Below are 22,292 nucleotides of genomic sequence, written 5' to 3'. Positions count from 1 at the left end.
GGAACGAACTTCCACTCGAAGTCGATGACCCACCAGAAGATGCTGGACTGGCTGGACGAAGCCGAGACGTACCCGGTCAGGAACGCGGCCGATCGCCTGAAGGCGGCAGCCACGGAGCTGGAGGCGATCGCCGACGAGCTCAAGGACCGGACGGGCCGGGTGGACTGGAAGGGCGAGGCGGAGAAGGCCTTCACGGAGTGGGCCGCGAACGTGGTGAGCTCGACGTACGCACTCAGTACGTACAGCACCAGCGCCGCCACGGAGATGGACCTCGCCTCCCAGGCCATCGCCACCGCGAAGAGCGCCATTCCTCGCTACACCTCCAACGAGGCGGCCAAGGCGAGCCTGGAAGCGGCGATCAAGTACCACAACGACCCCGACTCGGCGACCATCGCGCGCGACGCCAAGAAGTCGATCACCGCCAGCCAGGACCTCGCGGCCATCGAGGCCCAGGAGGAGCGGAACAGGCTGGCCGCGGCGGACGAGATGGCAAAGCTCTCCGGCACGTACAGCGTCTCGAGCCAGCGCATGGCGGAGCTCGTGCCGCCGACGTTCCCGCCGCCGCCGGGTGACTTCGTGCCGGCGGATCCCGGCCGCGGTCGCCAGAGCGAGTACCAGGGCGACACGTACTCGACGACGGGTGACAGCGGCACCACGGGTACTACCAGGGGAAACACGTCGACGACGCGTCAGCAGCCTGAAACCCGGACCACGCCTGACTCGACCACGGTCCCACCGACGGGCGACCCGACCGGGCCGACCCACGTCATCAAGCCCGAGGTCCGGCCCGACGCCCCCGTGGACCTCGGCATCGACAGCGTGGAGACCCTGCCGAAGCCGGACACCACCGGGCCGACGACGCACACCCCGGGCGGCCCGCCGCCGCTCACCAAGCCGGACGGCGGTACGCCCCCGTTCGTGACCACGGGCGTGCCTCCGCTGACCGTGAAGGGCGGTCCGGGCCCCCTGGGCCCCACCTCTCCCATCACCGGCGGCACCGGCAACCCCCGTGGCCCGCAGACCGGCGGTCTCCGCACCACGCCGGGCATGCCCCGCGAAGGCATCAGCGGCGGCCGTCAGGTCCCCAGCACCACGGGCCGGCCGCAGACCGGCATCCCGCGCAGCACCGTCATCGGCAACGAGCCCACCGGACAGAACCGGACGGGCATGGGCCGGGGCATGGGCGGCGCGCACGGCATGGGCGGCCCCATGGGCGGCGCATCCGGCCAGAACGGCGTCACCGGCGGCCGCCGCCTCGCCGGCGAGACCGGGGGAGTCGTCGGCGGCAAGGCGCAGCGCGCCGGTGCCGCGGGCGGCGGAAAGCCCTTCACGGCCGGCGGCTCGGGCCTCGTCCGCGGAAACGCCGCGAAGCCCGGTGACCGCGAGGAGCAGAACGGAGAGCGTCCCGACTACCTGGTCGAGGACGAGGAGACCTGGCAGCAGGGGCGCCGTGTGGCGCCGCCCGTCATCGACTGATCAGCGCGAGGAAGCAGATGCGTACCAGCAGTATTCGTCGGAGCCGTGCCCGAGTCACCGCCTCGGCCGCCTTGGGGATGCTGCTGGTGGGCATCGCTTCCGTTCCCGCCCAGGCGGCGGGTGAACGAGACCGTCAGTGGCACCTGACCGCGATGGGCGCGGAAGAGATCTGGCAGATCAGCACTGGTAAAGGTGTCACGGTCGCCGTGATCGACAGCGGCGTGGAGGACGACCATCCGGACCTTCGCGGACAGGTGCTCGATGGGAAGGACATGGCTCCCGAGGCGGCGGGAGACGAGCACACCGACGTCGAGGGCCATGGCACGGGCATGGCAGGACTCATCGCCGGAACGGGCAAGGCCAACGGAGGCGCAGGGGCCTTCGGGCTCGCGCCCGGGGCGAAGATTCTCCCCATTCGGCTGCCGGCCCCCGACCAGAACCGCAGTGCCGCCTACGCCGACGAGCAGTTCAACAAGCTGGCGCCCGAGGCGATTCGTTTCGCCGTCGACGCCGGCGCCAAGGTTCTCAACATCTCGCAGGGCGCCACAGCCGGCTCTCAGCAGCTCACGGATGCCGTGAAGTACGCTTTGGACAAGGGGGCGTTGGTCTTCGCCTCGGTCGGCAACACGGGTGACAAGAGCAACAAGGTGGAGTACCCGGGAGCGACTCCCGGCGTTGTCGGCGTCGGTGCCATCGACCAGAAGCTGAAGCGCGTCCCTATCTCCCAGTACGGCCCGCAGGTCGACATCGTGGCCCCCGGCAAGGACACCGTCGCAGCCTGCAGCGGTGGCCGGGTCTGCACCTCCACCGGCACCAGCGACGCCACCGCCCTCGCCTCCGCCGCCGCCGCGCTCATCTGGGCGAAGCACCCCGACTGGACCAACAACCAGGTCCTGAAGGTCATGCTCAACACCATCGCCGCGCCGACCGAGGGCCCCAAGCGCAACGACTACATCGGCTACGGCGCCATCCGTCCGCTCCGGGCGCTGAAGACGCCCGGCGACCCCGGTCCGGCCGACGTCCGGCCGATCGACGACCTCGCCGAGACCGTGACGCCGTCCGCCTCCGCGTCCTCCTCGGCGGACCCGGTGCCGGCGGAGTCCTCCGCCGCTCCCGCCCCCGCCCCCGTCGCCTCCGAGGACGCCGGCGGCAACACCGCCCTCTGGATCGGTCTCGGCATCGGGGCCGCCGTTCTGGTGGGGGCCGCGATCGCCGTACCCGTACTCCGGTCGCGGCGGGGCTGAGTCCCGCCCCCTGCCGTCGGCCGTCCGTAACTCACTCATGGGGAAGTAGATGTCGTTCGACGAGGAGTGGAGCCAAGTCCGCAGCCAGAGCGCGGCGATGAGGCTCAACAGCGTGCCCGCCGAAGGTGGCGGTGGTGGTGGCGGTGCCAGCGACTACAAGGTGACCTCCGCCGACCTCAAGGCCATCGGCAACGAGGCCCAGGAGCTCTTCCACTGGTTCGAGCGGGACGCCTTCCACGCGGGCGCCCAGACCGACACCGCCGCGAAGAGCCTCGACGGCGACGGGTTCCTGACCGGATCGGCGATGTGGACGATGTGGGACACCTGGCGCGGCCAGGCCGAGGCGCTCCTCAGCGCCTGCGCCCACATCCACAACCACCTCGAGGACACCGTGGTCAGCCACGTCAACCACGAGGAGTCGCTCATCACGAACTTCTCCATGTCCGAGATCGACAAGCACTTCAAATAAGCCGGAGCCGGTGACGGCCACGACGATCGCGCACGGCTGACGAGGGAAACAGATGCTGAAGTTCGACCAGGTCCTCCATGCCAACCTCGGTGGCCTCAAAGAGGCCGTCACCGTCTGGTCGGAGACGGTGTCCAAGCTGGAGAAGACCAAGGAGAAGGCCGAGACCGGCCTCCAGGGCAAGGCCGACAAGGCCGACTGGAAGGGCGAGAACGCCGGTGTGACCCAGGCGTTCGTCCGCAAGACCGCCAAGGAGTTCGGCGACGCCCTCACCGAGGCGAGCAGCATCCGCAACATCCTGCGGGACGCGGAGGGCGAGTTCCAGGCGGCGAAGACCGAGCTGGAGAAGCTGGTCCAGGAGGCGCCGGGGAAGGGCATCCGCATCGATCCGGACGGTGTCGTCAGCTATCTGATCCACCCCGACCGCCGGGCCAAGGACTACGACGGGCCCAAGCCCGAGCAGGCCGACTTCGAGGCGATGCGGTCGGCGATCAAGGCCGCGGTCGACAAGGCCAACAACGCCGACGACGTCGCCTCCCGAGCCCTGCGCGGTCTCGTCGGCAGCGACAAGATGAACTTCTCCGGCACGAACTACGACTCCCTCAAGGCCGCCTCGAAGGCCCAGGACGCCGAGGACGCGCACGCCGCCTACGAGCTGTACAAGAAGGGCGACGACGCCACCCCCGAGGAGATCGACAAGCTCAACGCGCTCTTCAAGGCCAACCAGAAGGACCCGTACTTCGCCGAGAAGTTCGCCCTGGAGGTCGGGCCGAAGGGCAGCATGGAGTACTGGGCCGACATGGGCGACCCCAGCGACGGCTCCCGGCTCGGCATCGAACACCGCGACAAGCTCAAGGAACTCCAGACGAACTGGAGTCTGACGCTCGCCACCGCGACCCATTCCACGAGCCCCGAGATGGAGCAGTGGAAGGCCGACGTCATCAAGGCCGGCAGCGAGCCGATCCAGACGCGCGGCACCAGCCCGTACGGCTTCCAGGTCATGAGCAACCTGATGCGGGTCGGCGACTACGACGACAAGTTCCTCAAGGACTACGGCAACGGGCTCGTGATCACCGAGCGCAAGATGACCCATGACGGCGCGCTGCCCGCCGACCGGGCCTGGCGCCAGCTGACCGGCGGCCCGAGCCACCTGAACTGGATGGGCGGCGACCTGGGCAGCGACCCCATGGTCGGCTTCATGGAAGGCCTCGGGCACAACCCCAAGGCGTCGACGGACTTCTTCAACGGCGACATCGACCTCACGCCCGAGAACACCAAGGACGACAAGAAGCTCGACCCGTTCGACTACTTCACCAAGGACCGCGAGTGGCCCGAGGAGATCAACGACAAGGGTGACAGGACCAAGGAGCCCGGCTACAACGCCCTCGGTCACGCCCTGGAGTCCGCGACCACCGGCCACCCGTACGACGCCGAGGCCGAGGGCCTCAAGGACGTGCGGACCAAGGAGAACGCGGAGGTCATGCAGAAGGTCGTCGAGCGGTACGGCAGCGACCCCAAGTACATGCACGAGCAGCCGGGCATCGACGACAGCCTCGGCAAGATGGGCGCCGCCTACATCGACGAGCTGAACCGCTCCCTGGAGACGGACAGCGACACGACGATGGAGGAGAAGCGGAACTCCCCCTTCGGCTTCAACGACGGCAAGGGCGGGTCGCGTTTCGGCTCCGAGTTCGACACCGGGCTGCTCTGGAACCGCGGCGACGCCGTCAACTTCATGGGCATCGTGTCGCAGAGCGAGACCGGCCACTCCACGCTCTCGGCGGCCGAGTCGCTGTACACGACGAGCGTCCTCGACCAAGTGGGCCCCAAGCCCGGCTCCACCTTCGACGACCGGGACCTCACCGACGCGCGGACCACGCTGCGGGTCGGCTCGGAGGCGCAGGGAATCCTCGACGAGTCCCGCATGGCGCAGATCGACAAGGACTACGAGAAGGACTCCGAGGAGCACAAGAAGGCCGTCGGCAGGACGACCGAATGGGTCAAGTTCGGCGTCGGCGCGGCGGCGGCCGGCGGCATCGCCGTCCTGACCGGTGGTGCCGGTGGCGTCCTGGTGCCGCTGGCCGCCGAGACGGTGGGCGGCGCGGTCACGACCGTCATCGGCATGGAGGCCGACGACATGGCGGAGAAGTACGAGAAGGACGAGCTGCTCAAGAAGAAGTCGGACGACCTCTCGGACGAGGCGCTGGCCATGGGCAAGGAGAACGCGCTCCGCCCCGGCATCGCCTACGCCAACGCCCCCGGCTGGAGCGAGAAGGACCGCAACTACCTCGACGAGGAACTGGTCAAGTACGTCCGGGACTCGCGCATGCACGCCCGCGACAACTCGCTGCCCGACCCGTACGAGAAGAAGTGACGCACACAGTGACGCACATGCGGTCCGCACTGACCGGAATCGGAACGGCCCTCGCCGTCGCCGCCGTCCTCACCGGATGCGGTGGCGGCGACGGGGGAGCGGCGAAGGGACCCGAGGGCCTGACGGCCGCCGAGGCCTGCGGCGGCTTCGCCGAGGACGCCGCGGCCGCGACGGCGCTCAAGGCCGTCCTCGGCGGCGAGCGCTTCGAGGACGACCTGTCGAAGCCGGAGAAGGCCCTCGACCGGCTGCGCGAGGACGCCGCCGCGCCGTGGGCCGACTCGTACCGGCCGCAGCCGGTGAGGTACTGCGGCCTCCAGGCCGCGGGCGAGGCGTCGAAGGACCTCGGGATCGAGGTGAACGCGGTGGGGAAGGGCCCGTACCTGGGCCCGGAGCTCGCCGGGTCCGTGACCTCGTACGCCACCGGAGTCGAGGCCTTCTCCTCGTCCGCCCTGGGCAAGCTCTACTTCTCCTGCCGGCTCAAGGCGCCCGCCCACCCCATCGTCGTCGAGACGGCCGTCCAGGGCCCGGCGGGCGCCGAGGAGACGGACACCGAGCAGCGCACCCGCCTGATCACCCTCGCCAACGCGGCGGCCCGGGACGTCTCGGCGAAGCTGGGCTGTGAGGGGGACGGACTCGTGACCGGCGTGCCGACGCCCGCCGCGAAGTCCTCCTGAGAAGGTTCTTCCATGCGCATCACCGCCCACAGGATCCTGCTCCCGGCCGCCGCCCTCACGATGGCGGCGGCCGGCTGCACGCCGGGAACCGACGCCGCCCCGCCGGGGCAGTCGGCCGCGGAGGTCTGCGGCGGGTTCGCCGGGGAGCCCGGCGCGGCGTCGGCGCTGGAGGCCATCGCCGGCAAGGACGTCCGGCTGACGGACGACCGGTCCGAGCCGGACAAGGTCCTCAGCGAGCTGCGGAAGGCGGCGCGGACGCCGCAGAGCGGCAAGCAGCGCATGGAGGGCATCCCGTTCTGCACGCTGGAGGCGGCCGGGGACGAGAAGAACGTCCTCACCGTGACCCTCCGCGAGGCCCTCGCCGTCCCCACGGGCGAGGCCTCGAAGGCGACCGTGACGGCCTACTCCACCGGGCGCCTCGCGACCTCGTCCGACCTCTTCGCCTCGGTCTACTTCACCTGCCGGATGCCGGCACCGGCCCACGAGATCGTCCTCGACGCCGAACTGGAGCGCGCGGACGAGAACGAGGCCGACCGGGCGGGCATCAGGGACGAGCAGATCACCCTGGCCAACGCGGCGGCCCGGCACGTCGCCGCCGAGCTGGGGTGCGCGGGGACGGGGCTGGTGGCGGGGGTGCCGGCGAAGGCGCGGCCCTGAGGCGGCCCGCGACTACACCCCGAACACCGGCAGCGCTCCGATCCGGCCGCCCCGGGCGATGAAGACGCGGTTGCCGCCGCTCGCCAGCTGGTAGGTGCCCTGGCGCTTCATCTCGATGACGAAGAGCTGCGCGTGGGTCTCCTTGTGGACGACCCTGACGTAGCTGCTGTCCGGGGAGTGGAGCCAGACCGTGGCGCCCTCCACGGCCGGCGGGTTGACGGTGCCGGGGCCCGTGCCGTCCAGGACCTCGTACCAGTCGGAGACGGGGAAGCGGATGTCCCGCATGGTGCTGTACCGGTGGGCGTTGTAGCTGTTGACCGCGAAGACGAGGTCGCCACTGGCCGTGGGCGTGCCCCAGTCGCCCCCCAGGCCGGTCTCCTCCTCCCACAGGAAGTCGCCGCGGTCGAGACGGCGGGCCGTCAGCTTGCCGCCGCCGAAGTAGGCGACGTTGTTGTCGCCGAGCGCCGGGGCCTGACCGTCGGTGCCCTGACCCTTGATCTCCCAGTCGGTCTCGCCCGTCTCCGTGTACAGGGCGGCGCAACGGCCGTCCCTGCCGTGGATCACCAGCCGCTTCCTGCCCACGGCCGCCTTCGCGGGGCCGTTCCCGGAGCGCGGGGACGTCATCGGGCGCGCCCAGGTCGTGGCCAGGGTCCAGGCGTCGACGGCGCGCAGTTCGTCGTCCTTCGTCACCAGGTACACGTGCGTGTCGTCCGCGGCGAGGACGGCGTCGACGTCGGACTGCGTCTGCCAGACGGGGGCGCCGGTGGAGGCGACGAAGGCGTTCAGGACGCCGTTCTCGTCGACACCGACGACGAGCCGGTCGGCGACGGAGACGAAACCGGCCTCCGCGTCGATGTCCCCGGCCCGCCACCGCTCCCTGCCGTTCGTGACGGACAGGGCGAGCAGCCCGCCCGTCTTCGCCTGCACGATCACCACGTCCCGTACGGGCAGCGGCAGTTCGCCCTCCGCGGCCATCACGTCGAGCGGCCCCCACAGGGCCTTCGGAGCCTCGCCCGGCTTCGTGTCGATGGCCGAGACGAACGCGGCTTCGGGGGTCGCCGCGGCGGGCGGCACGTCCGCCGTCGGCGACTTCGGTTCGCCGCGGTTCAGCCACCAGGCGCCCGCCCCGCCGCCCACGCCGAGCACGGCCACGCCCACGGCCGCGCCGGTGAGGAAGCGGCGCCGGGACGGCGCGGAGGCGGGCACGACGGTGTCCTCGGGGGCCGCCAGGCGCTTCGTGGCCGTCTCGCGCCGCTTGATGTCGTCGGCCAGCGGGCCCTTGCGCCACGCGCGGTCCGCGCCCTTCGGCGGGGCGAGGGCCTCCGCGATCTGCGGGGGAGCCGGGCGGAAGGCCGGGTCCTTCGCCAGGCACGGGCCGATCAGCTCCTGGAGCTCCGGCGGCACCGCGCTCAGGTCCGGCGTCCCGTGCACGACCTCGTACTGGACCGCCGCCACGTGCGCGCCGTCGAAGGCGCGCCGCCCGCCCGCCGCGTACGCGAGGACCGCGCCGAGCGAGAAGACGTCCGAGGCCGGGCCGACGCGCTGTCCGAGGACCTGCTCGGGAGCCCCGTACCCCGGAGTGACGGGGACCTGGCCCGTCGTCGTGAGCGTGAGGCCGTGCTCGGGACGGGCGATGCCGAAGTCGATGATCCGCGGGCCGCCCGAGGTGAGCACGATGTTCGCGGGCTTGAGGTCGCGGTGGACCAGGCCGGCCGCGTGGATGTCGTGCAGCGTGCGGGCCAGCCGGGCGGCGAGGGCGCGGACCGTCGGCACGTCCATCGGGCCGTACGTACGGACGGCCTCGTCGAGCGTCGGACCGGCGAGGTACTCGGCGGCGATCCACGGTCGGCCGCCCTCGGTCCGGACGCCGAGGACCCGGGCCACGCCCTCGCTCGTGACGGCCCGCGCCATGTCGGCCTCGCGGACGAACCGCTGCGCGAGGTGCTGGTCGTGGGAGAGTTCGGGGCGCAGGACCTTCACGGCCGCGGTCGTACGGGCGCCGTCCCGGCCGATGTACACCTTGCCCATGCCGCCCTCGCCGAGGACGCCGAGGAGCCGGTACGGGCCGAGCCGGAGCGGGTCGCCGACGGCGAGGGGCTGTGTGGTCACGAGAACTTCCAAGTCGGTGGGGGAAAGAAGGCGAGCGCGGTCAGGCGAGGGGGATGGCCACGACGGACGTCTGCCCGGCGCCGATGATGCGGGTTCGTTCCTTGTCGACGACGAACCGGCCGGCGTCCGTCGGGAACACCCAGACCGAGCGCCCGGTGCCCGGGTCGATCGCGTTCAGCCCGCCTCGTACGGGCGCGTACGCGTACCTCTCGCCGATCACGGGGGCGGCGAAGAAGTCGGGCGTCAGCGAGCGGCCGGAGGGCCGCTCCGTCCAGCGCCTGACGCCGTAGTCGGACGTGACGGCCAGGAGGCCCGGGGCGTCCCTCCTCTCGTGCGCGTACACGAGTCCGTTCGCCACGGCCGGGACGCCGTAGGAGGTGGTGGCGGAGCCGGAGCCGTACTCCCAGGCGATCCCGCCGTCGGAGAGGCGCAGTGCCCGGAGGCGGTCCCCGCCGAAGTACGCGTGGCGCTCGTCGATCGCGAGCTGGCCGGGGATGTAGCGCGAGGAGTCCTTCAGCGGCAGGCGGCGCTGCCACAGTTGGCGTCCGGTCTGCGCCTCGCGTGCCTGGACCAGGAAGGACTCCAGGTCACCGCTGTTCTTGGCCAGGATCAGCCGGCCGCCCGCCACCTGGGAGAGCCAGGGGCGGACGCCGTCCCACGCGTACGGTCGCCGCCACGCCTCCCTGCCCGTCCGCAGGTCGACCGCGATCAGGTGCCAGCCCGTCTCGTTCACGTCCGGGTGGGTGCTGTGGTCGCCCCGCCGCGAGGCGGCGAAGAGCAGCCCGCCGCCAGCGGTGAGGAGCTGCGTGCCCGAGCCGGTGCCGTCGAAGCCCTTCACCTCGATGGTCGGCGCCGCCTCCTTGCCGGTGCGGGGGTCGAGCGTGCGGATCAGCAGGGCGCCCGCCTTCTCGTAGGGGCCGTCCGACAGGTAGAAGTGCGTGCCGTCGGTGGTGACCTGATGCGGATCCATGACCGCTTCGTCCGACCAGAGTTCGGTGCCGTCCTCCGGGTCGAGGACCCGGAACGACACCGTCTCCGCGAAGCCCACCACGTCCCCCGCCGGCAGCGGCGTGACGCTCTCCTCCCGGTCCAGCGACTTCCCCCGCCACAGCGCCGCCGGTGCCCCGTCCGAGGCCGTCGTCGCCGGGACGGCGGTCGGGCCGGCGGCGGGCGGGCCGTTTCCGGTGTCGGGCCGGGGGCCCAGCCACGCCCACAGCCCCGCGCCCGCGCCCGCGAGGCCCAGCAGGGAGCCGCCGCCCAGGGCGAGGGCGCGGCGGCGGGAGAGCGGGGTGCTCGGGACCGTCGCCGCCGTCGCGGATTCCGCCGGTGCCGGCAGGCGGTGGGGGGCGTACAGCCAGACGTCCGTCGCCCGGCGGGCGATGTCCGCGAGGAGGAGGGGCGGCAGGTGGTCCGCGAAGTCGCCGTGGCCGTCGTGGAGGTGGTCCGTCAGGGTGCCCGTGGTGGGACGGGCCGACGGGTCCTTGGCGAGGCAGGCGGTCAGGAGCGGCAGCAGGGCCTCGGGGGCGCCGGTGAGGTCGGGTTCGGCGTAGCGGACGCGGTAGAGGAGGTCGGCGGGGGAGCCCGTGCCGAAGGGGCCGTGGCCGGTGGCGGCGAAGACGAGGACGCCGGCCAGGGCGAACACGTCGCCCGCCGCGGTGTGTTCCTCGCCGCTCGCCTGCTCCGGCGACATGAAGGCGGGCGTGCCGGCCGCCGCCCCCGTGCGGGTGAGGTGGTCGTCGCCGGCCGCGCGGGCGATGCCGAAGTCGATGACCTTCGGGCCGTAGGCGGTGACGAGGACGTTCGAGGGCTTCAGGTCGCGGTGGACCACGTCCGAGGAGTGCAGCTGGGCGAGGGCCCCGGCGAGGGCGGCGCCGAGGGCGCGGACGGTCGGTTCGGGGAGCGGGCCGCCGAGCGCGACGGCCTCGTCGAGCGGCGGCCCGAGGACGTACTCGGTGGCCAGCCACGGCGTCTCGGCCAGCGGGTCGGCGTCCACGACGGCGGCTCCGTGCCGTGCGCCGATGATCCGCGCCGCGTCCGTCTCCAGGCGGAAGCGGCTGCGGAAGGCCGGGTCGGCTGCCAGGCGCGCGTGCACGGTCTTGAGGGCGACCGTGCGGCCGCCGGGCGTGCGCGCCAGGTAGACCGTGCCCATGCCGCCGGAGCCGAGGCGGGCGAGGAGGCGGTACGTGGCGACGGCGGTCGGGTCGTCGTGGGTCAGGGGCGACAGCATGGGGTCAGGTCCGGGGAGAGGGGTCGGTGGGGAGTTCGGCCGCGAGGAGTTCGGACGACTGGCGGGCCAGCGCCGCCACCGCCCGGCCCGGCAGCCAGCCGGGCGTGAGCAGGGAGCCGGCCGAGTTCAGGACCGTCCGGTGCGGGGTGGGCGGCGCGAGGGCCGCCGTCAGGTCGGCGGCGGTCGGGCGGTCCGCCGGGTCGCGGGCCAGGCAGGAGGAGATCACCGGCCGCAGCGCGGGCGGGAGTTCGTCACGTTCGGGCACGGTGTGGCCGGTCGCGGCGTACGCGAGGACCGCGCCGAGGGCGTGGACGTCACCCGGCGGGCGCGGGCGGCCGCCGGTCGCCTGCTCGGGCGCGAGGGCGCCGGGGTCGAGGCCCGGCAGGCCGGTGCGCGGTTCGCCGTCGGCCGAGGCGGCCCGTACCGCGCCGAAGCAGGTCAGCCGGGGCCCGTCGGCGGTGAGCAGGACCGCGGCGGGGGAGACCCCGGCGTGGGTGAGGCCCTGGGCGTGTGCGGCGGCGAGCGCCTCGGCGAGGGCGGTGCCCACGGCCCGTACGGTCGCCTCGGGCAGCGGCCCGCCGTGGACGGCGAGGGCCACGGGGAGGGGGAGCGAGGGGAGGTAGGGGGTCGCGTACCAGGGGGGTTCGCCCGGGTCGGCCAGGTCGGTCACCGGCGCGATCCAGGGGCCGAGGAGGCGGCGGGCCGCGTCGGCCTCCGTGGCGAAGCGGGTGGGGTCGGCGCCGGGCAGCGGGGCGCTCAGGAGGACCGTGCGCTCCCCGTCGTCCGTGCGGGCGACGAACCGGCGGCAGGGGACGGCGGAACCGCCCCGGCCGGGCGGGGCGGGCGGGTCGAGGCGGGTGATCAGCCGGTACGGGCCGATCCGGCGCGCGGATTCCTCCCGCGCGCGCGACTGTTCCACGTGTACGTCCCCCCGTCGTTCCGGCACCCCGTGACGACGGGGGCGGGACGAGCCTATCGAGGCGGAGGGGGAGGACCGTGGCCGGGAGAGCGGCGGCCCGGTCCGCGGCGTCCGGTCGCTGCCCGGTCCGCGGTGTCCGGTGGTGGCCTGGAACGTCCGGGCTGTCCGAGTTGCGAAGGTGAAGCGCGCGTGTGTACGCCGTGATGATCTCGCACCTGCCGTATTTTCCGGACGGAGAGTGCTCGAACGAGTGCCCGGAGGCTAGGATCGCGATGCTTCCCCGGCCGTGAAACTTGCTGAGGCGAAGCCTGGACGATCACCGTTACGCGGTCACGGAAGTGGCGGTCGAGGAATCGACGGTCAGGGAACCGGCGGTCGAGGAAGCGACTGTCGAGGAACCGGCGGTCGAGGAACCGGCGGTGGTGGGAACAGCAGTCACGGAAGCAGCGGGGGAGAGCATGTCGTTCGATCGGGAGTGGGCGTCCGTACGGTCCACGTCGACGGCCAACGTGGACATGAGGCTCAATCAGGTCGCCCCCGAACCCGGCGGAGGCGGCGGGGGCAACGCCGACCTGAGCGTCGACCAGGACAAGCTCGGCGCCATCGGCAGCGCCGCGTACGCCCTGCACGGCCGGCTGGTCAAGGACGGCAACCACGCCCGTACGAGCACGACGGAGGCGGGGGCGGGGCTGTCCAGCCACGGCTTCCTCACCGGGGCCGCGCTGACGACCGTCCAGGAGACGTGGAGCTCGCAGCTGAACACGCTGCTCGACGCCTGCGCCAACATCTCCAACCACCTCGACTACAGCGCGGCCTCGCACGCCAAGGAAGAGGCGGACATCGCGGCCGCCCTCTCGGCGTCCAGGATCAACGAGTACCTCAAGTAGGCGGGGGACCTGCTGTGCTGACTTTCGACAACGTCTACCAGGCGCCGCTCGACAAGATGAAGGCCGCCGCCGACGACTGGGCCGCGATGAAGGGCAAGCTCGACACCCTCGCCCAGGACGCGCAGTCGACGATGGCCGCGAAGGCCAGGGACGACTACTGGCGCGGGGTGAACGCCGAGGTCACCAAGCCCTTCGTGGACAAGACGGCGAAGGAGTTCGGCGACGCCGCCAAGGCGGCCGACGGCATCCACAAGGTCCTGGAGGACGGCTACAACGCCTTCAAGAAGGCGAAGGACGACCTCAAGAAGATCGTCGAGACGGAGGCCCCCGCCAAGGGCTTCCGGGTGAAGTCCGACGGCACGGTCGAGGCCGTCGAGCCGCTGTCGCAGACCAAGGACCAGGGGATGCGGCACGACCCCGACTTCCAGGAGATGGTCCGCAAGGAGCGCGCCGACATCGAGGCGATGCAGCGGCGGATCGACGCGATCGTCGAGACCTGCGACGACGCCGACGTGTCCTGCTCCAACGCCCTCAAGGCCGACATCACCGGCGACCGGCACGACTTCAGCGCCCCGAAGTACACCAGCCTCGACGCCGAGGAGGCACAGCGCGCCGTCGACCTCGCCAAGAAGGGCCGGGAGATCTCGCACGAGGAGCTGATGCGCCTCAACGAGCTGCTGAAGGACAACAGCGGCTCGAAGGAGTTCTCCCGGACCTTCTACGACGGCATGGGCCCGAAGGGCGCCCTGGAGTTCTTCGGCCAGCTGTCCACCGACACGTACGACTACACGAAGGTCGACAAGCAGCGCCTCGCCGACGTCCAGGAGCTCCAGAGGAACATGGGGCTCAACCTGGCGACGGCGACGCAGGGCGGCGACGCGTGGACCGAGAAGTGGTCCGCGGACATGCGCAAGCTCGGCACGGAGCGCATCCCGCTCGCCAAGTACGACAACAACCCGGCCTTCGGCTACCAGTTGCTCGGCGGCATCATGCGCTACGGCGACTACGACAAGAAGTTCCTGGTCCCGATCGCGGAGCACGTCACCCAGCTCCACGCGAAGGACCCGTACCTCTTCGCCAACAGCAAGCCGTTGATCGGCGGCGGACTGCAGAACCAGTACAACCCGTCGGGCGTCAACGGCTCCGGCTTCGACCCGATGATCCCGATGCTGGAGGCGCTGGGGCACAGCCCGGAGGCGGCGAAGGACTTCTTCTCGAAGGAGCCGACGTCGTACAACCAGGACGGCACGGTGGGCGGGACGGTCGACCTCGACCCGAAGAAGGGCGACAAGCAGGCCAATTACCTGAACTTCTTCGCGAACAAGGACTACACGTTCTTCCCGGACATCGAGGGGCACAACCCGGACGACCTCACCAAGACCATGGGGTACATGCCGGACGCACTCGGCCACGCCCTGGAGGCGGCGACGCTGGGCCACGCCTGGGACGATCCGACGCCGGAGCTGAAGCGGGACGAGACCACGGCCACGATCATGAAGGACGTCCTCGTGAAGTACGGCGAGGACGCCGAGCTGCTCAAGAAGTGGCAGCCGACGATGGCCGACAGCCTCGGGAACATGGGCGCCGGCTACATCGACGACCTCAACTGGGCTCTGGACAAGAACACCCCGGACAGCGCCTTCCATCCGACGAAGGAGACGGCGGCCCACCCCGTGTTCGGGCAGGACGAGACGATCAAGTTCCTGAGCACCCTCGGCCAGCACCCGGACGCCTACGCCACGGTCTCCACCGCCGAGCGCCTCTACACCACCAGCGTCCTCGAAGCGCAGGTCGGTCCGGACGGCAGGATCGACGAGGGGCACGCGCGTGGCGCCGTGTTCACGGGCGCCACGCTTCAGGGCCTGCTCGACCAGTCCCGTGGGGACCAGGTCGAGGCCGAGGGCATGAAGAAGCACGAGGAGTACGAGAAGGCACAGGCGGCCAAGGCCGGCTGGGTGGAGTTCGGCACCACGGCGGCCATCGCGGCCGGTGTCGCCTTCCTGCCCGCGACCGCCGCCGCTGCCGGCGCGGCCGCGATCCTCGTCCCGCTCGCGGTCGACACCGGCTCGGGCGCGATGGAGCAGCTGGCCGGGCAGGTCATCGGCGACTGGTCGGACAAGTCGGTCCAGGACCACAAGGACAAGACCGAGGACCAGATCCACGACGACAACGCGGCCATGTACATGGCTGGTCGGTACAGCGCCGAGTCCCCGATGGAACGATTCCTGTCCGAGCACCGCAGCCAGGTGAGCAGCGATTTCCGTCAGGACATGATCGAGTCCGTGAGCAACGGCTATCTGAAGGGCAACGCCCACGCCAGGCAGACCGGCAACGCCCCTGAGACCGGCTGATCCGCCGTCGCCCCGACCTCACCAGGAATCCCGAGGAACACGATGAGAAGAGTGTCCGCGTCCGTATCGACCGTGCTGGCCTTCGGGCTGCTTCTCACCGCTTGTGGAGGCGGCGGCGAGGCCGAGCCGCAGGTCGCGGAGAAGTGCGACGGCACCCTCTCGCCGGCGGCGGTCGGGAGTCTCGAGTCCGTGTTGCGTACGAAGGCGTACCACTCGGAAGGCATCGGCCTGGAGCGGACGGCGAAGGCGCTGGTCGAGGACCAGGCGAAGGGGGGCCGTCCGCCGGGGCATCCGGCGATGTGCGAGGTGATCACCGATGCCGACTCCCGGCTCGGCGCCAGGATCGACGTCAGGCTGTCCGAGAAGGACAGTCTGTACGACGACGGCACCAAGTGGACGGCCGGTGGTCGTCACCTCTACGGGGTGGGTCTTGAGGCGAACACGGACAACAAGTCGGCGTACCTCTTCGTCGGGTGCACCAGCCCGCAGCTGAAGGGGTCGGACAAGCAACCGGCCATCATCGGCGCCAAGTTCGCGTTCGAGAAGCCGGTGAAGACCGCCTACCCCGCCAACACCCCCGCCACCCGCGAGGCCTACCTCACCGTCCTCCACTCCGTGACGCTCGCGGTCGTGAGGAAGCTTGGCTGCGAGGGCGACGCGGGTCTTCCCGAGAAGCCCGTCTTCGCCGAGAAGAAGTGGCGCGGCGAGCAGTAGCGGGGCGGGGCGGGACGGCTCCCGTCAGTCCTCGGCCGTCTCGGCGGCCGGGGACAGCTGGGACAGGAGCAGGGTCGTCGCGCGGGTGATCAGGGCCGCGAGGAGGATCGTCGCGAGGCCCTCGACGCGCAGGTCGCCGATCTTCGGGCCCAGCCAGGACAGCAGCCACCAGATCAGGGCGTCCTGGACGAAGCCGGCGAGGCCCAGGACCAGGAGGGCGGAGAGCGGGGCGCGGCCCGAGGGGCCGATGAAGATCACCTGGGTGAGGACCGTCATGGCGAGGGCCGCCATCAGGACGGCGAGGACCGCGTCGACGGTCTCCGCGCCGCCCAGGGTGATGCCGGGCAACAGGCCGCAGGCGAGGCCCACGCCGATGAGGACGCCCAGTCTGCGTCTGCCTTGATCGCTCATGGGCGGACTGTCGCACACCGGGCGGCGCGCTGTGAAGATCCCGTGAGCCCCCGTGAGGGAGCCCGCTTGGAGACCGTGGCGGGAATTGAACCCGCGTAACTCGCTTTGCAGGCGAGCCCCTCAACCACTCGGGCACACGGTCGTGTTGTGCACGAGTACGACCGTAGGGCGGGGGCCGGGAGGGGCTCAAGGGTTTCGGGGGGCGTGCCATGCGACTGCCACACCGCCGCAACATTCCGTTCGCGGTCGTACGTCCAAGGGCTGAGGAGGACCGGGACTCCTGACAGGAGCCATCCCGGGGTTCACCTCTTACCCTGGGGGAATGAGCGCCCTCGAACCCCGCGACGCCGACGTCGCCCACACCCCCGAACCTCCTGCCGTGCGCGGCGACGCCAAGGGCTCCGTCCTCGACCCGGACCACCGGGCGCTCAGCATCGGCATGGTCTCCGTCGTCCTGCTCATCGCCTTCGAGGCGACCGCCGTCGGCACCGCCATGCCCGTCGCCGCCCGCGAGCTGCAGGGCATCCCGCTCTACGCCTTCGCCTTCTCCGCGTACTTCACCACCAGCCTCTTCGGCATGGTCCTGGCCGGCCAGTGGTCCGACCGGAGCGGTCCGCTCGCGCCCCTCACCACCGGCATCAGCGCCTTCGCCGCCGGACTGCTCCTCTCCGGGACCGCCGGAGCCATGTGGATGTTCATCCTGGGCCGGGCCGTGCAGGGCCTCGGCGGCGGCCTCGTCATCGTCGCCCTGTACGTGGTCGTCGGCCGGGCCTACGCCGAACACCTCAGGCCCGCGATCATGGCCGCCTTCGCCGCGAGCTGGGTCGTGCCCTCCATCGTCGGCCCCCTGGCCTCCGGGACGATCACCGAGCAGCTCGGCTGGCGCTGGGTCTTCATCGGCATCCCCGTCCTCGTCGTCCTCCCGCTGGCCCTCGCCCTCCCCGCGATACGCCGCACCGCCTCCGGGCCCGCCGACCCGAGCGCGCCCCTCGCCCCCTGGGACCGGCGCCGGATCGTGCTGGCCCTCGGCATCTCGGCGGGCGCGGCCCTCCTCCAGTACGCGGGCGAGGAACTGCGGCCGCTCGCCCTCCTGCCCGCCGCGGCCGGTCTCGCGCTGCTCGTGCCCGCGGTCCGCGGGCTGCTGCCGCGCGGCACCTGGCGGGCCGCCCGCGGCCTGCCCGCCGTCGTCCTGCTCCGCGGCATCGCCGCCGGGTCCTTCATCGCCGCCGAGTCCTTCATCCCCCTGATGCTGGTCTCCCAGCGCGGTCTCAGCCCCACCCTGGCCGGCTTCTCCCTCGCCCTCGGCGGCCTCACCTGGGCGCTCGGCTCCTGGATCCAGTCCCGGCCGTGGACGGAGCCGTACCGGGAGCGGTTCGTGGTCCTCGGCATGGTCCTCATCGCCCTCGCGATCGCCGGTGCGCCCAGTGTGCTGATCGCGTCGGTGCCGGCGTGGGCGGTCGCGGTCGTCTGGGCCTTCGGCTGCTTCGGCATGGGCGCGGTGATCTCCTCCACGAGCGTGCTCCTGATGAAGCTCTCCGCCCCCGAGGAGGTCGGTGCCAACTCGGCCGCGCTCCAGATCTCCGACGGCCTCTCCAACGTCCTGCTCCTCGCGGCCGGCGGCGCGGCCTTCGCGGCGCTCGGCGGCGGCGCGGTGGGCCACGCGATGGACGCGGGCGCGACCACCGGCTCGCACCCGGCCGCCTTCGCGGCGGTCTTCCTGCCGGTGGCGGGGGTGGCGGCGGTCGGGGTGTGGGTCGCGACGCGGCTGCACGGAGGTCCGGCGAGGGCCGGGACCGGGGCCTGAAGCCCGGCGGTACCATTCTGACCCCACTCGGTGGTACCGTTTTGGTATGGCCATGAACCTGCGTCTTCGCGACGACCAGACCGAGGCACTCAAGCTGCGCGCCGAGCAGGAGGGCACCAGCATGCACGCGATACTGCTCCAGGCGGTCGACGACTACCTCGCCCGTACCGCCCAGCAGGCGATCGTGCGGAAGACCGCCAGGGAGCAGGCGGCCAAGTGGCACGAGCTGATGGAGAGGCTCAAGTGAGCTGCGTGTACCTCTCCGCCGAGGACGTCCTGGTCGTCGCCGAGCACGCGGTGGACGACCAGGACGTCGTCCTGCGCGACGCGGGACTGCTCGAATCGGCGGTCCACCGGCCGTCCGCCGCCATGTTCGGCGAGGAGGCGTACCCCGACCTGGTCGACAAGGCCGCCGCACTGCTCCAGTCGCTCGCGGTCAACCATCCCTTCCTCGACGGCGACAAGCGGACGGCCTGGCTGTCCTGCGTCACGTTCCTCGCCATGAACGGGGTCCAGCTGCGCCCCGACATCGACGCGGCGGAACGCCTGGTCATCGCCGTCGCGACCGGCGAGACCGACGAGGTGCAGGTGATCGCCAAGGGGCTGCGCGAGCTGATCGACGACCACGCGAGCTGAGTCACAACCGGGTCGCACCCACCCCGTTTCGTACGAGGTTCGGACCGGGCCGCCGGTAAGGTGGCCCGGTTGTCATATCTGGACGAGCGTCGAACCCGGAGATCGTGACTACCACCACCGCCACCTCCTCCCATCACCTTTCTCCCGCCTTCCCCGGACGGGCCCCGTGGGGCACCGCCGGCAAGCTGCGCGCCTGGCAGCAGGGCGCGATGGAGAAGTACATCCAGGAGCAGCCCCGTGACTTCCTCGCAGTCGCCACGCCCGGCGCCGGCAAGACCACCTTCGCGCTGACCCTCGCGTCCTGGCTGCTGCACCACCACGTGGTGCAGCAGGTCACCGTCGTCGCCCCCACCGAACACCTGAAGAAGCAGTGGGCCGCCGCCGCCGCGCGGATAGGCATCAAGCTGGACCCGGAGTACAGCGCCGGGCCGCTCAGCAAGGAGTACGACGGGGTCGCCGTCACGTACGCCGGCGTCGGCGTACGGCCCATGCTCCACCGCAACCGCTCCGAACAGCGCAAGACCCTCGTCATCCTGGACGAGATCCACCACGCCGGAGACTCCAAGTCCTGGGGCGAGGCCTGCCTGGAGGCCTTCGAGCCCGCCACGCGGCGCCTCGCGCTCACCGGCACCCCCTTCCGTTCGGACACCAACCCGATCCCCTTCGTCACGTACGAGGAGGGGAACGACGGCATCCGGCGGTCGTCGGCCGACTACACCTACGGCTACGGCAACGCGCTCGGCGACGGCGTCGTCCGGCCGGTCATCTTCCTCTCCTACAGCGGCAACATGCGCTGGCGCACCAAGGCCGGCGACGAGATCGCCGCCCGCCTCGGCGAGCCGATGACCAAGGACGCCGTCTCGCAGGCCTGGCGCACCGCGCTCGACCCCAAGGGCGAGTGGATGCCGAACGTCCTGCGCGCCGCCGACCGGCGGCTGACCGAGGTCCGCAAGTCCATCCCGGACGCCGGCGGCCTCGTCATCGCCTCCGACCAGGACTCGGCCCGCGCGTACGCCAAGCTGATCCGCGAGATCACCGGCACCAAGGCCACCGTCGTCCTCTCCGACGACGCCGGCGCCTCGAACCGCATCGACGAGTTCAGCGAGAACACCGACCGCTGGATGGTCGCCGTCCGCATGGTGTCCGAGGGCGTCGACGTCCCCCGTCTCTCGGTCGGGGTGTACGCGACGACCATCTCGACCCCGCTGTTCTTCGCCCAGGCCGTCGGCCGCTTCGTGCGATCCCGCAGGCGCGGCGAGACCGCGTCCGTGTTCCTTCCCACGATCCCCAGCCTCCTCGGTTTCGCCAACGAGATGGAGGTCGAGCGCGACCACGTCCTCGACAAGCCGAAGAAGGCCGGCGAGGACGAGGACCCGTACGCCGAGTCCGAGAAGGAGATGGCCGAGGCCGAGCGCCAGCAGGACGAGGACACCGGCGAGCAGGACATGCTGCCCTTCGAGGCGCTGGAGTCCGACGCCGTCTTCGACCGCGTGCTGTACAACAGCGCCGAGTTCGGCATGCAGGCCCACCCCGGCAGCGAGGAGGAGCAGGACTACCTCGGCATCCCCGGCCTCCTCGAACCCGACCAGGTGCAGCTGCTCCTCCAGAAGCGCCAGGCCCGGCAGATCGCGCACAGCCGCAAGAAGCCGGACACCGAGGCGGACCTCCTGGAGCTTCCGGCGGAACGGCGGCCTGTCGTTTCCCACAAGGAGCTGCTCGAACTGCGGAAACAGCTCAACACGATGGTGGGCGCGTACGTCCATCAGAGCGGCAAGCCCCACGGCGTGATCCACACCGAGCTGCGCCGGGTCTGCGGCGGGCCGCCGAGCGCCGAGGCGACGGCGGGGCAGATCCGGGAACGGATCAAGAAGGTCCAGGAGTGGGCCACCCGCATGCGCTGATCCCCGGATCCCCGAGGTGTGACCGAGGCCCGTACGCCGCCGCGCGTACGGGCCTCGCGCGTCCCGTGAGGACGGGAGCGGGCCCGGAGGCCGGCCCCCACGGTCGGCCTCCTGCCGCCTCCACGCTACGGGCACGACATAACCGATCTTGTCCGCCAAAGTCCCTCGTCCGACCGACGAAGGTCCCGAAACGTCTTCATCCGGTCGCCTGCGCCCGGATTCTGGACGAGGTCTTCCGCTCAGCGGAGCGCGCCGCTACTGTCCCGGCTCACAAGCATTCGCCCCGTGGCAGCGCCGCCGCGGAGCGCAGCCGGTGTACCCCTTCCTGCCGGCGGCCTCTGACGTGCGTCGCCGCGGGACCGGCGCCGTAACTCCGTGAGAGCCCGCCGCCACTCACCCTGAAGGAGAGGGCGTCGTGACCGCGGAGACCTCCCAGACGCTCGACCGGGGACTCAGAGTCCTCAAACTGCTCGCCGACACCGACCACGGCCTGACGGTCACCGAGTTGTCCAACAAACTCGGCGTCAACCGGACCGTGGTCTACCGGCTCCTCGCCACGCTGGAGCAGCACGCCCTCGTCCGCCGCGACCTCGGCGGACGCGCCCGCGTCGGCCTCGGCGTGCTGCGGCTCGGCCGCCAGGTCCACCCCCTGGTGCGCGAGGCCGCCCTGCCCGCGCTGCGCTCGCTCGCCGAGGACATAGGGGCGACCGCCCACCTGACCCTCGTCGACGGCGCGGAGGCGCTCGCCGTCGCCGTCGTCGAACCGACCTGGACCGACTACCACGTCGCCTACCGGGCCGGCTTCCGACACCCGCTCGACCGGGGCGCTGCCGGCCGTGCGATCCTCGCCGCCCGCCAGGGCGGACTGACCGAACCCGGCTTCACCCTCACCCACGGCGAACTGGAGGCCGGCGCCAGCGGCGCGGCCGCGCCGCTGGTCGGCGTCACCGGCGTCGAGGGCAGCGTCGGCGTCGTCATGCTCGCGGACGCGGTACCGGAGCGGGTGGGCCCGCGCGTGGTGGACGCGGCCCGAGAGGTCGCGGACGCGCTGCGCTAGGCGCGCGGCACCGAACCCGACACCTGCGCTGCGCCCGGCGGGGCGGCGCCCGAGCCTCCGCCGGTGTGGGCCGCGCCCTGCGGGGCGGTGCCCCCGCGGCCCCCGCCCGTGTGGGAGCGCCCTGCCGGGCGGTTCCCACCCCCGCGCCCCCCGTGTGGGCGATCGTCCCGCTGGGGCGAGAGGGGTCCCCCCTGCTCGAGCGAAGCCGAGAGCTTGGGGGAGGGTGGGCACACGGGACGGCGCCCTTCAGCGGCGCCCCGCGTTCCGTGCCTGGACCCGCACCACTGGTGCGCCGTGCACGGGGTGCGGGTTCAGGTGCTTGAGCCTCTGGCGCCGGCAAGGGCGCCGTCCGTTGTGCCCACCCGTTCCGCCCCTTGCGGAACGC

At 71.8% G+C, this 22,292-nt stretch carries 18 protein-coding genes and 1 tRNA gene; 14 read left to right on the top strand and 5 right to left on the bottom strand.

The features are described 5' to 3' along the window. The first annotated feature begins 24 nt into the window (after positions 1 to 24). From ACFYUZ_RS29885 to ACFYUZ_RS29860, 6 genes are all read left to right on the top strand, one after another. Positions 25 to 1,476, top strand: a complete 1,452-nt coding sequence (locus tag ACFYUZ_RS29885; RefSeq protein ID WP_389314419.1) for a WXG100 family type VII secretion target — start codon at positions 25 to 27, stop codon at positions 1,474 to 1,476. A gap of 77 nt (positions 1,477 to 1,553) precedes the next feature. Then, positions 1,554 to 2,720: a type VII secretion-associated serine protease mycosin gene (gene mycP, locus ACFYUZ_RS29880; RefSeq protein ID WP_389314516.1), complete on the top strand. Its 1,167-nt coding sequence runs from the start codon at positions 1,554 to 1,556 to the stop codon at positions 2,718 to 2,720. Between the two features lie 49 nt (positions 2,721 to 2,769). After that, a complete protein-coding gene (locus ACFYUZ_RS29875) occupies positions 2,770 to 3,189 on the top strand; it encodes a hypothetical protein (RefSeq protein WP_389314417.1) in 420 nt (139 codons plus the stop codon). Between the two features lie 52 nt (positions 3,190 to 3,241). Continuing rightward, positions 3,242 to 5,560, top strand: a complete 2,319-nt coding sequence (locus ACFYUZ_RS29870; RefSeq protein ID WP_389314415.1) for a hypothetical protein — start codon at positions 3,242 to 3,244, stop codon at positions 5,558 to 5,560. Between the two features lie 17 nt (positions 5,561 to 5,577). Beyond that, entirely contained in the window at positions 5,578 to 6,234 is a 657-nt protein-coding gene (locus ACFYUZ_RS29865) for a hypothetical protein (RefSeq protein WP_389314413.1), read from the top strand. Positions 6,235 to 6,246: 12 nt separating this feature from the next. Continuing rightward, entirely contained in the window at positions 6,247 to 6,891 is a 645-nt protein-coding gene (locus ACFYUZ_RS29860) for a hypothetical protein (RefSeq protein WP_389314411.1), read from the top strand. Between the two features lie 12 nt (positions 6,892 to 6,903). Here ACFYUZ_RS29860 and ACFYUZ_RS29855 read toward each other — a convergent pair whose 3' ends face one another. The 3 genes from ACFYUZ_RS29855 to ACFYUZ_RS29845 are packed head-to-tail and all read right to left on the bottom strand — an operon-like array spanning position 6,904 to position 12,146. Next, positions 6,904 to 9,000, bottom strand: coding sequence for a PQQ-binding-like beta-propeller repeat protein (locus ACFYUZ_RS29855; RefSeq protein WP_389314409.1), 2,097 nt, complete (start codon positions 8,998 to 9,000; stop codon positions 6,904 to 6,906). 40 nt (positions 9,001 to 9,040) lie between these two features. Continuing rightward, positions 9,041 to 11,227: a PQQ-binding-like beta-propeller repeat protein gene (locus tag ACFYUZ_RS29850; RefSeq protein WP_389314407.1), complete on the bottom strand. Its 2,187-nt coding sequence runs from the start codon at positions 11,225 to 11,227 to the stop codon at positions 9,041 to 9,043. A 4-nt stretch (positions 11,228 to 11,231) separates the two neighbouring features. Then, positions 11,232 to 12,146, bottom strand: a complete 915-nt coding sequence (locus tag ACFYUZ_RS29845) for a serine/threonine protein kinase (protein ID WP_389314405.1) — start codon at positions 12,144 to 12,146, stop codon at positions 11,232 to 11,234. Between the two features lie 458 nt (positions 12,147 to 12,604). Here ACFYUZ_RS29845 and ACFYUZ_RS29840 point away from each other — a divergent pair, with 458 nt between their 5' ends. From ACFYUZ_RS29840 to ACFYUZ_RS29830, 3 genes are read left to right on the top strand one after another with little or no spacing between them, the layout of a single operon-like run. Further along, positions 12,605 to 13,033, top strand: coding sequence for a hypothetical protein (locus ACFYUZ_RS29840; protein WP_389314403.1), 429 nt, complete (start codon positions 12,605 to 12,607; stop codon positions 13,031 to 13,033). A 14-nt stretch (positions 13,034 to 13,047) separates the two neighbouring features. Next, on the top strand, positions 13,048 to 15,384 hold the full coding sequence (locus ACFYUZ_RS29835; RefSeq protein ID WP_389314401.1) for a hypothetical protein: 2,337 nt from the start codon (positions 13,048 to 13,050) through the stop codon (positions 15,382 to 15,384). A 51-nt stretch (positions 15,385 to 15,435) separates the two neighbouring features. Continuing rightward, the gene (locus ACFYUZ_RS29830; protein WP_389314399.1) at positions 15,436 to 16,098 is read left to right on the top strand and encodes a hypothetical protein; all 663 of its coding nucleotides are present in this window, start codon (positions 15,436 to 15,438) and stop codon (positions 16,096 to 16,098) included. 24 nt (positions 16,099 to 16,122) lie between these two features. Here the strand turns inward: ACFYUZ_RS29830 and ACFYUZ_RS29825 are convergent, their stop codons facing one another. Further along, a complete protein-coding gene (locus tag ACFYUZ_RS29825) occupies positions 16,123 to 16,509 on the bottom strand; it encodes a hypothetical protein (RefSeq protein ID WP_389314397.1) in 387 nt (128 codons plus the stop codon). Between the two features lie 67 nt (positions 16,510 to 16,576). Continuing rightward, positions 16,577 to 16,651 (bottom strand) — tRNA-Cys (locus ACFYUZ_RS29820). A 180-nt stretch (positions 16,652 to 16,831) separates the two neighbouring features. Between ACFYUZ_RS29820 and ACFYUZ_RS29815 the strand changes: the two genes are divergently transcribed. The 5 genes from ACFYUZ_RS29815 (at position 16,832) to ACFYUZ_RS29795 (ending at position 21,907) form a co-directional block, all read left to right on the top strand. Next, positions 16,832 to 18,313: an MFS transporter gene (locus ACFYUZ_RS29815; protein WP_389314396.1), complete on the top strand. Its 1,482-nt coding sequence runs from the start codon at positions 16,832 to 16,834 to the stop codon at positions 18,311 to 18,313. A gap of 46 nt (positions 18,314 to 18,359) precedes the next feature. Then, positions 18,360 to 18,560 carry a CopG family transcriptional regulator gene (locus ACFYUZ_RS29810; RefSeq protein WP_389314394.1) on the top strand — a complete coding sequence of 67 codons (201 nt, stop codon included), beginning with the start codon at positions 18,360 to 18,362 and terminating at the stop codon, positions 18,558 to 18,560. Continuing rightward, entirely contained in the window at positions 18,557 to 18,949 is a 393-nt protein-coding gene (locus ACFYUZ_RS29805; RefSeq protein ID WP_389314392.1) for a type II toxin-antitoxin system death-on-curing family toxin, read from the top strand. Before ACFYUZ_RS29810 ends, ACFYUZ_RS29805 begins: the two co-directional genes overlap by 4 nt. 104 nt (positions 18,950 to 19,053) lie before the next feature. Next, positions 19,054 to 20,850, top strand: a complete 1,797-nt coding sequence (locus ACFYUZ_RS29800; RefSeq protein ID WP_389314390.1) for a DEAD/DEAH box helicase — start codon at positions 19,054 to 19,056, stop codon at positions 20,848 to 20,850. A 415-nt stretch (positions 20,851 to 21,265) separates the two neighbouring features. Continuing rightward, a complete protein-coding gene (locus ACFYUZ_RS29795) occupies positions 21,266 to 21,907 on the top strand; it encodes an IclR family transcriptional regulator (RefSeq protein ID WP_041129456.1) in 642 nt (213 codons plus the stop codon). Positions 21,908 to 22,292 lie beyond the last annotated feature (385 nt).

It is taken from the genome of Streptomyces sp. NPDC004266, assembly GCF_042874095.1.
In the GTDB taxonomy this organism is placed as follows: Bacteria; Actinomycetota; Actinomycetes; order Streptomycetales; family Streptomycetaceae; genus Streptomyces.
The sequence above is the reverse complement of the archived record's forward strand: the minus strand, read 5'-3'. Positions and strand labels throughout refer to the sequence as shown.

Coding starts and splice junctions, on each gene's coding strand:
- ACFYUZ_RS29885 (WP_389314419.1), top strand. CDS start 25: ATGACCCACCAGAAGATGCTGGACTGGCTGGACGAAGCCGAGACGTAC.
- mycP (WP_389314516.1), top strand. CDS start 1,554: ATGCTGCTGGTGGGCATCGCTTCCGTTCCCGCCCAGGCGGCGGGTGAA.
- ACFYUZ_RS29875 (WP_389314417.1), top strand. CDS start 2,770: ATGTCGTTCGACGAGGAGTGGAGCCAAGTCCGCAGCCAGAGCGCGGCG.
- ACFYUZ_RS29870 (WP_389314415.1), top strand. CDS start 3,242: ATGCTGAAGTTCGACCAGGTCCTCCATGCCAACCTCGGTGGCCTCAAA.
- ACFYUZ_RS29865 (WP_389314413.1), top strand. CDS start 5,578: ATGCGGTCCGCACTGACCGGAATCGGAACGGCCCTCGCCGTCGCCGCC.
- ACFYUZ_RS29860 (WP_389314411.1), top strand. CDS start 6,247: ATGCGCATCACCGCCCACAGGATCCTGCTCCCGGCCGCCGCCCTCACG.
- ACFYUZ_RS29850 (WP_389314407.1), bottom strand. CDS start 11,227: ATGCTGTCGCCCCTGACCCACGACGACCCGACCGCCGTCGCCACGTAC.
- ACFYUZ_RS29840 (WP_389314403.1), top strand. CDS start 12,605: ATGTCGTTCGATCGGGAGTGGGCGTCCGTACGGTCCACGTCGACGGCC.
- ACFYUZ_RS29825 (WP_389314397.1), bottom strand. CDS start 16,509: ATGAGCGATCAAGGCAGACGCAGACTGGGCGTCCTCATCGGCGTGGGC.
- ACFYUZ_RS29815 (WP_389314396.1), top strand. CDS start 16,832: ATGAGCGCCCTCGAACCCCGCGACGCCGACGTCGCCCACACCCCCGAA.
- ACFYUZ_RS29810 (WP_389314394.1), top strand. CDS start 18,360: ATGGCCATGAACCTGCGTCTTCGCGACGACCAGACCGAGGCACTCAAG.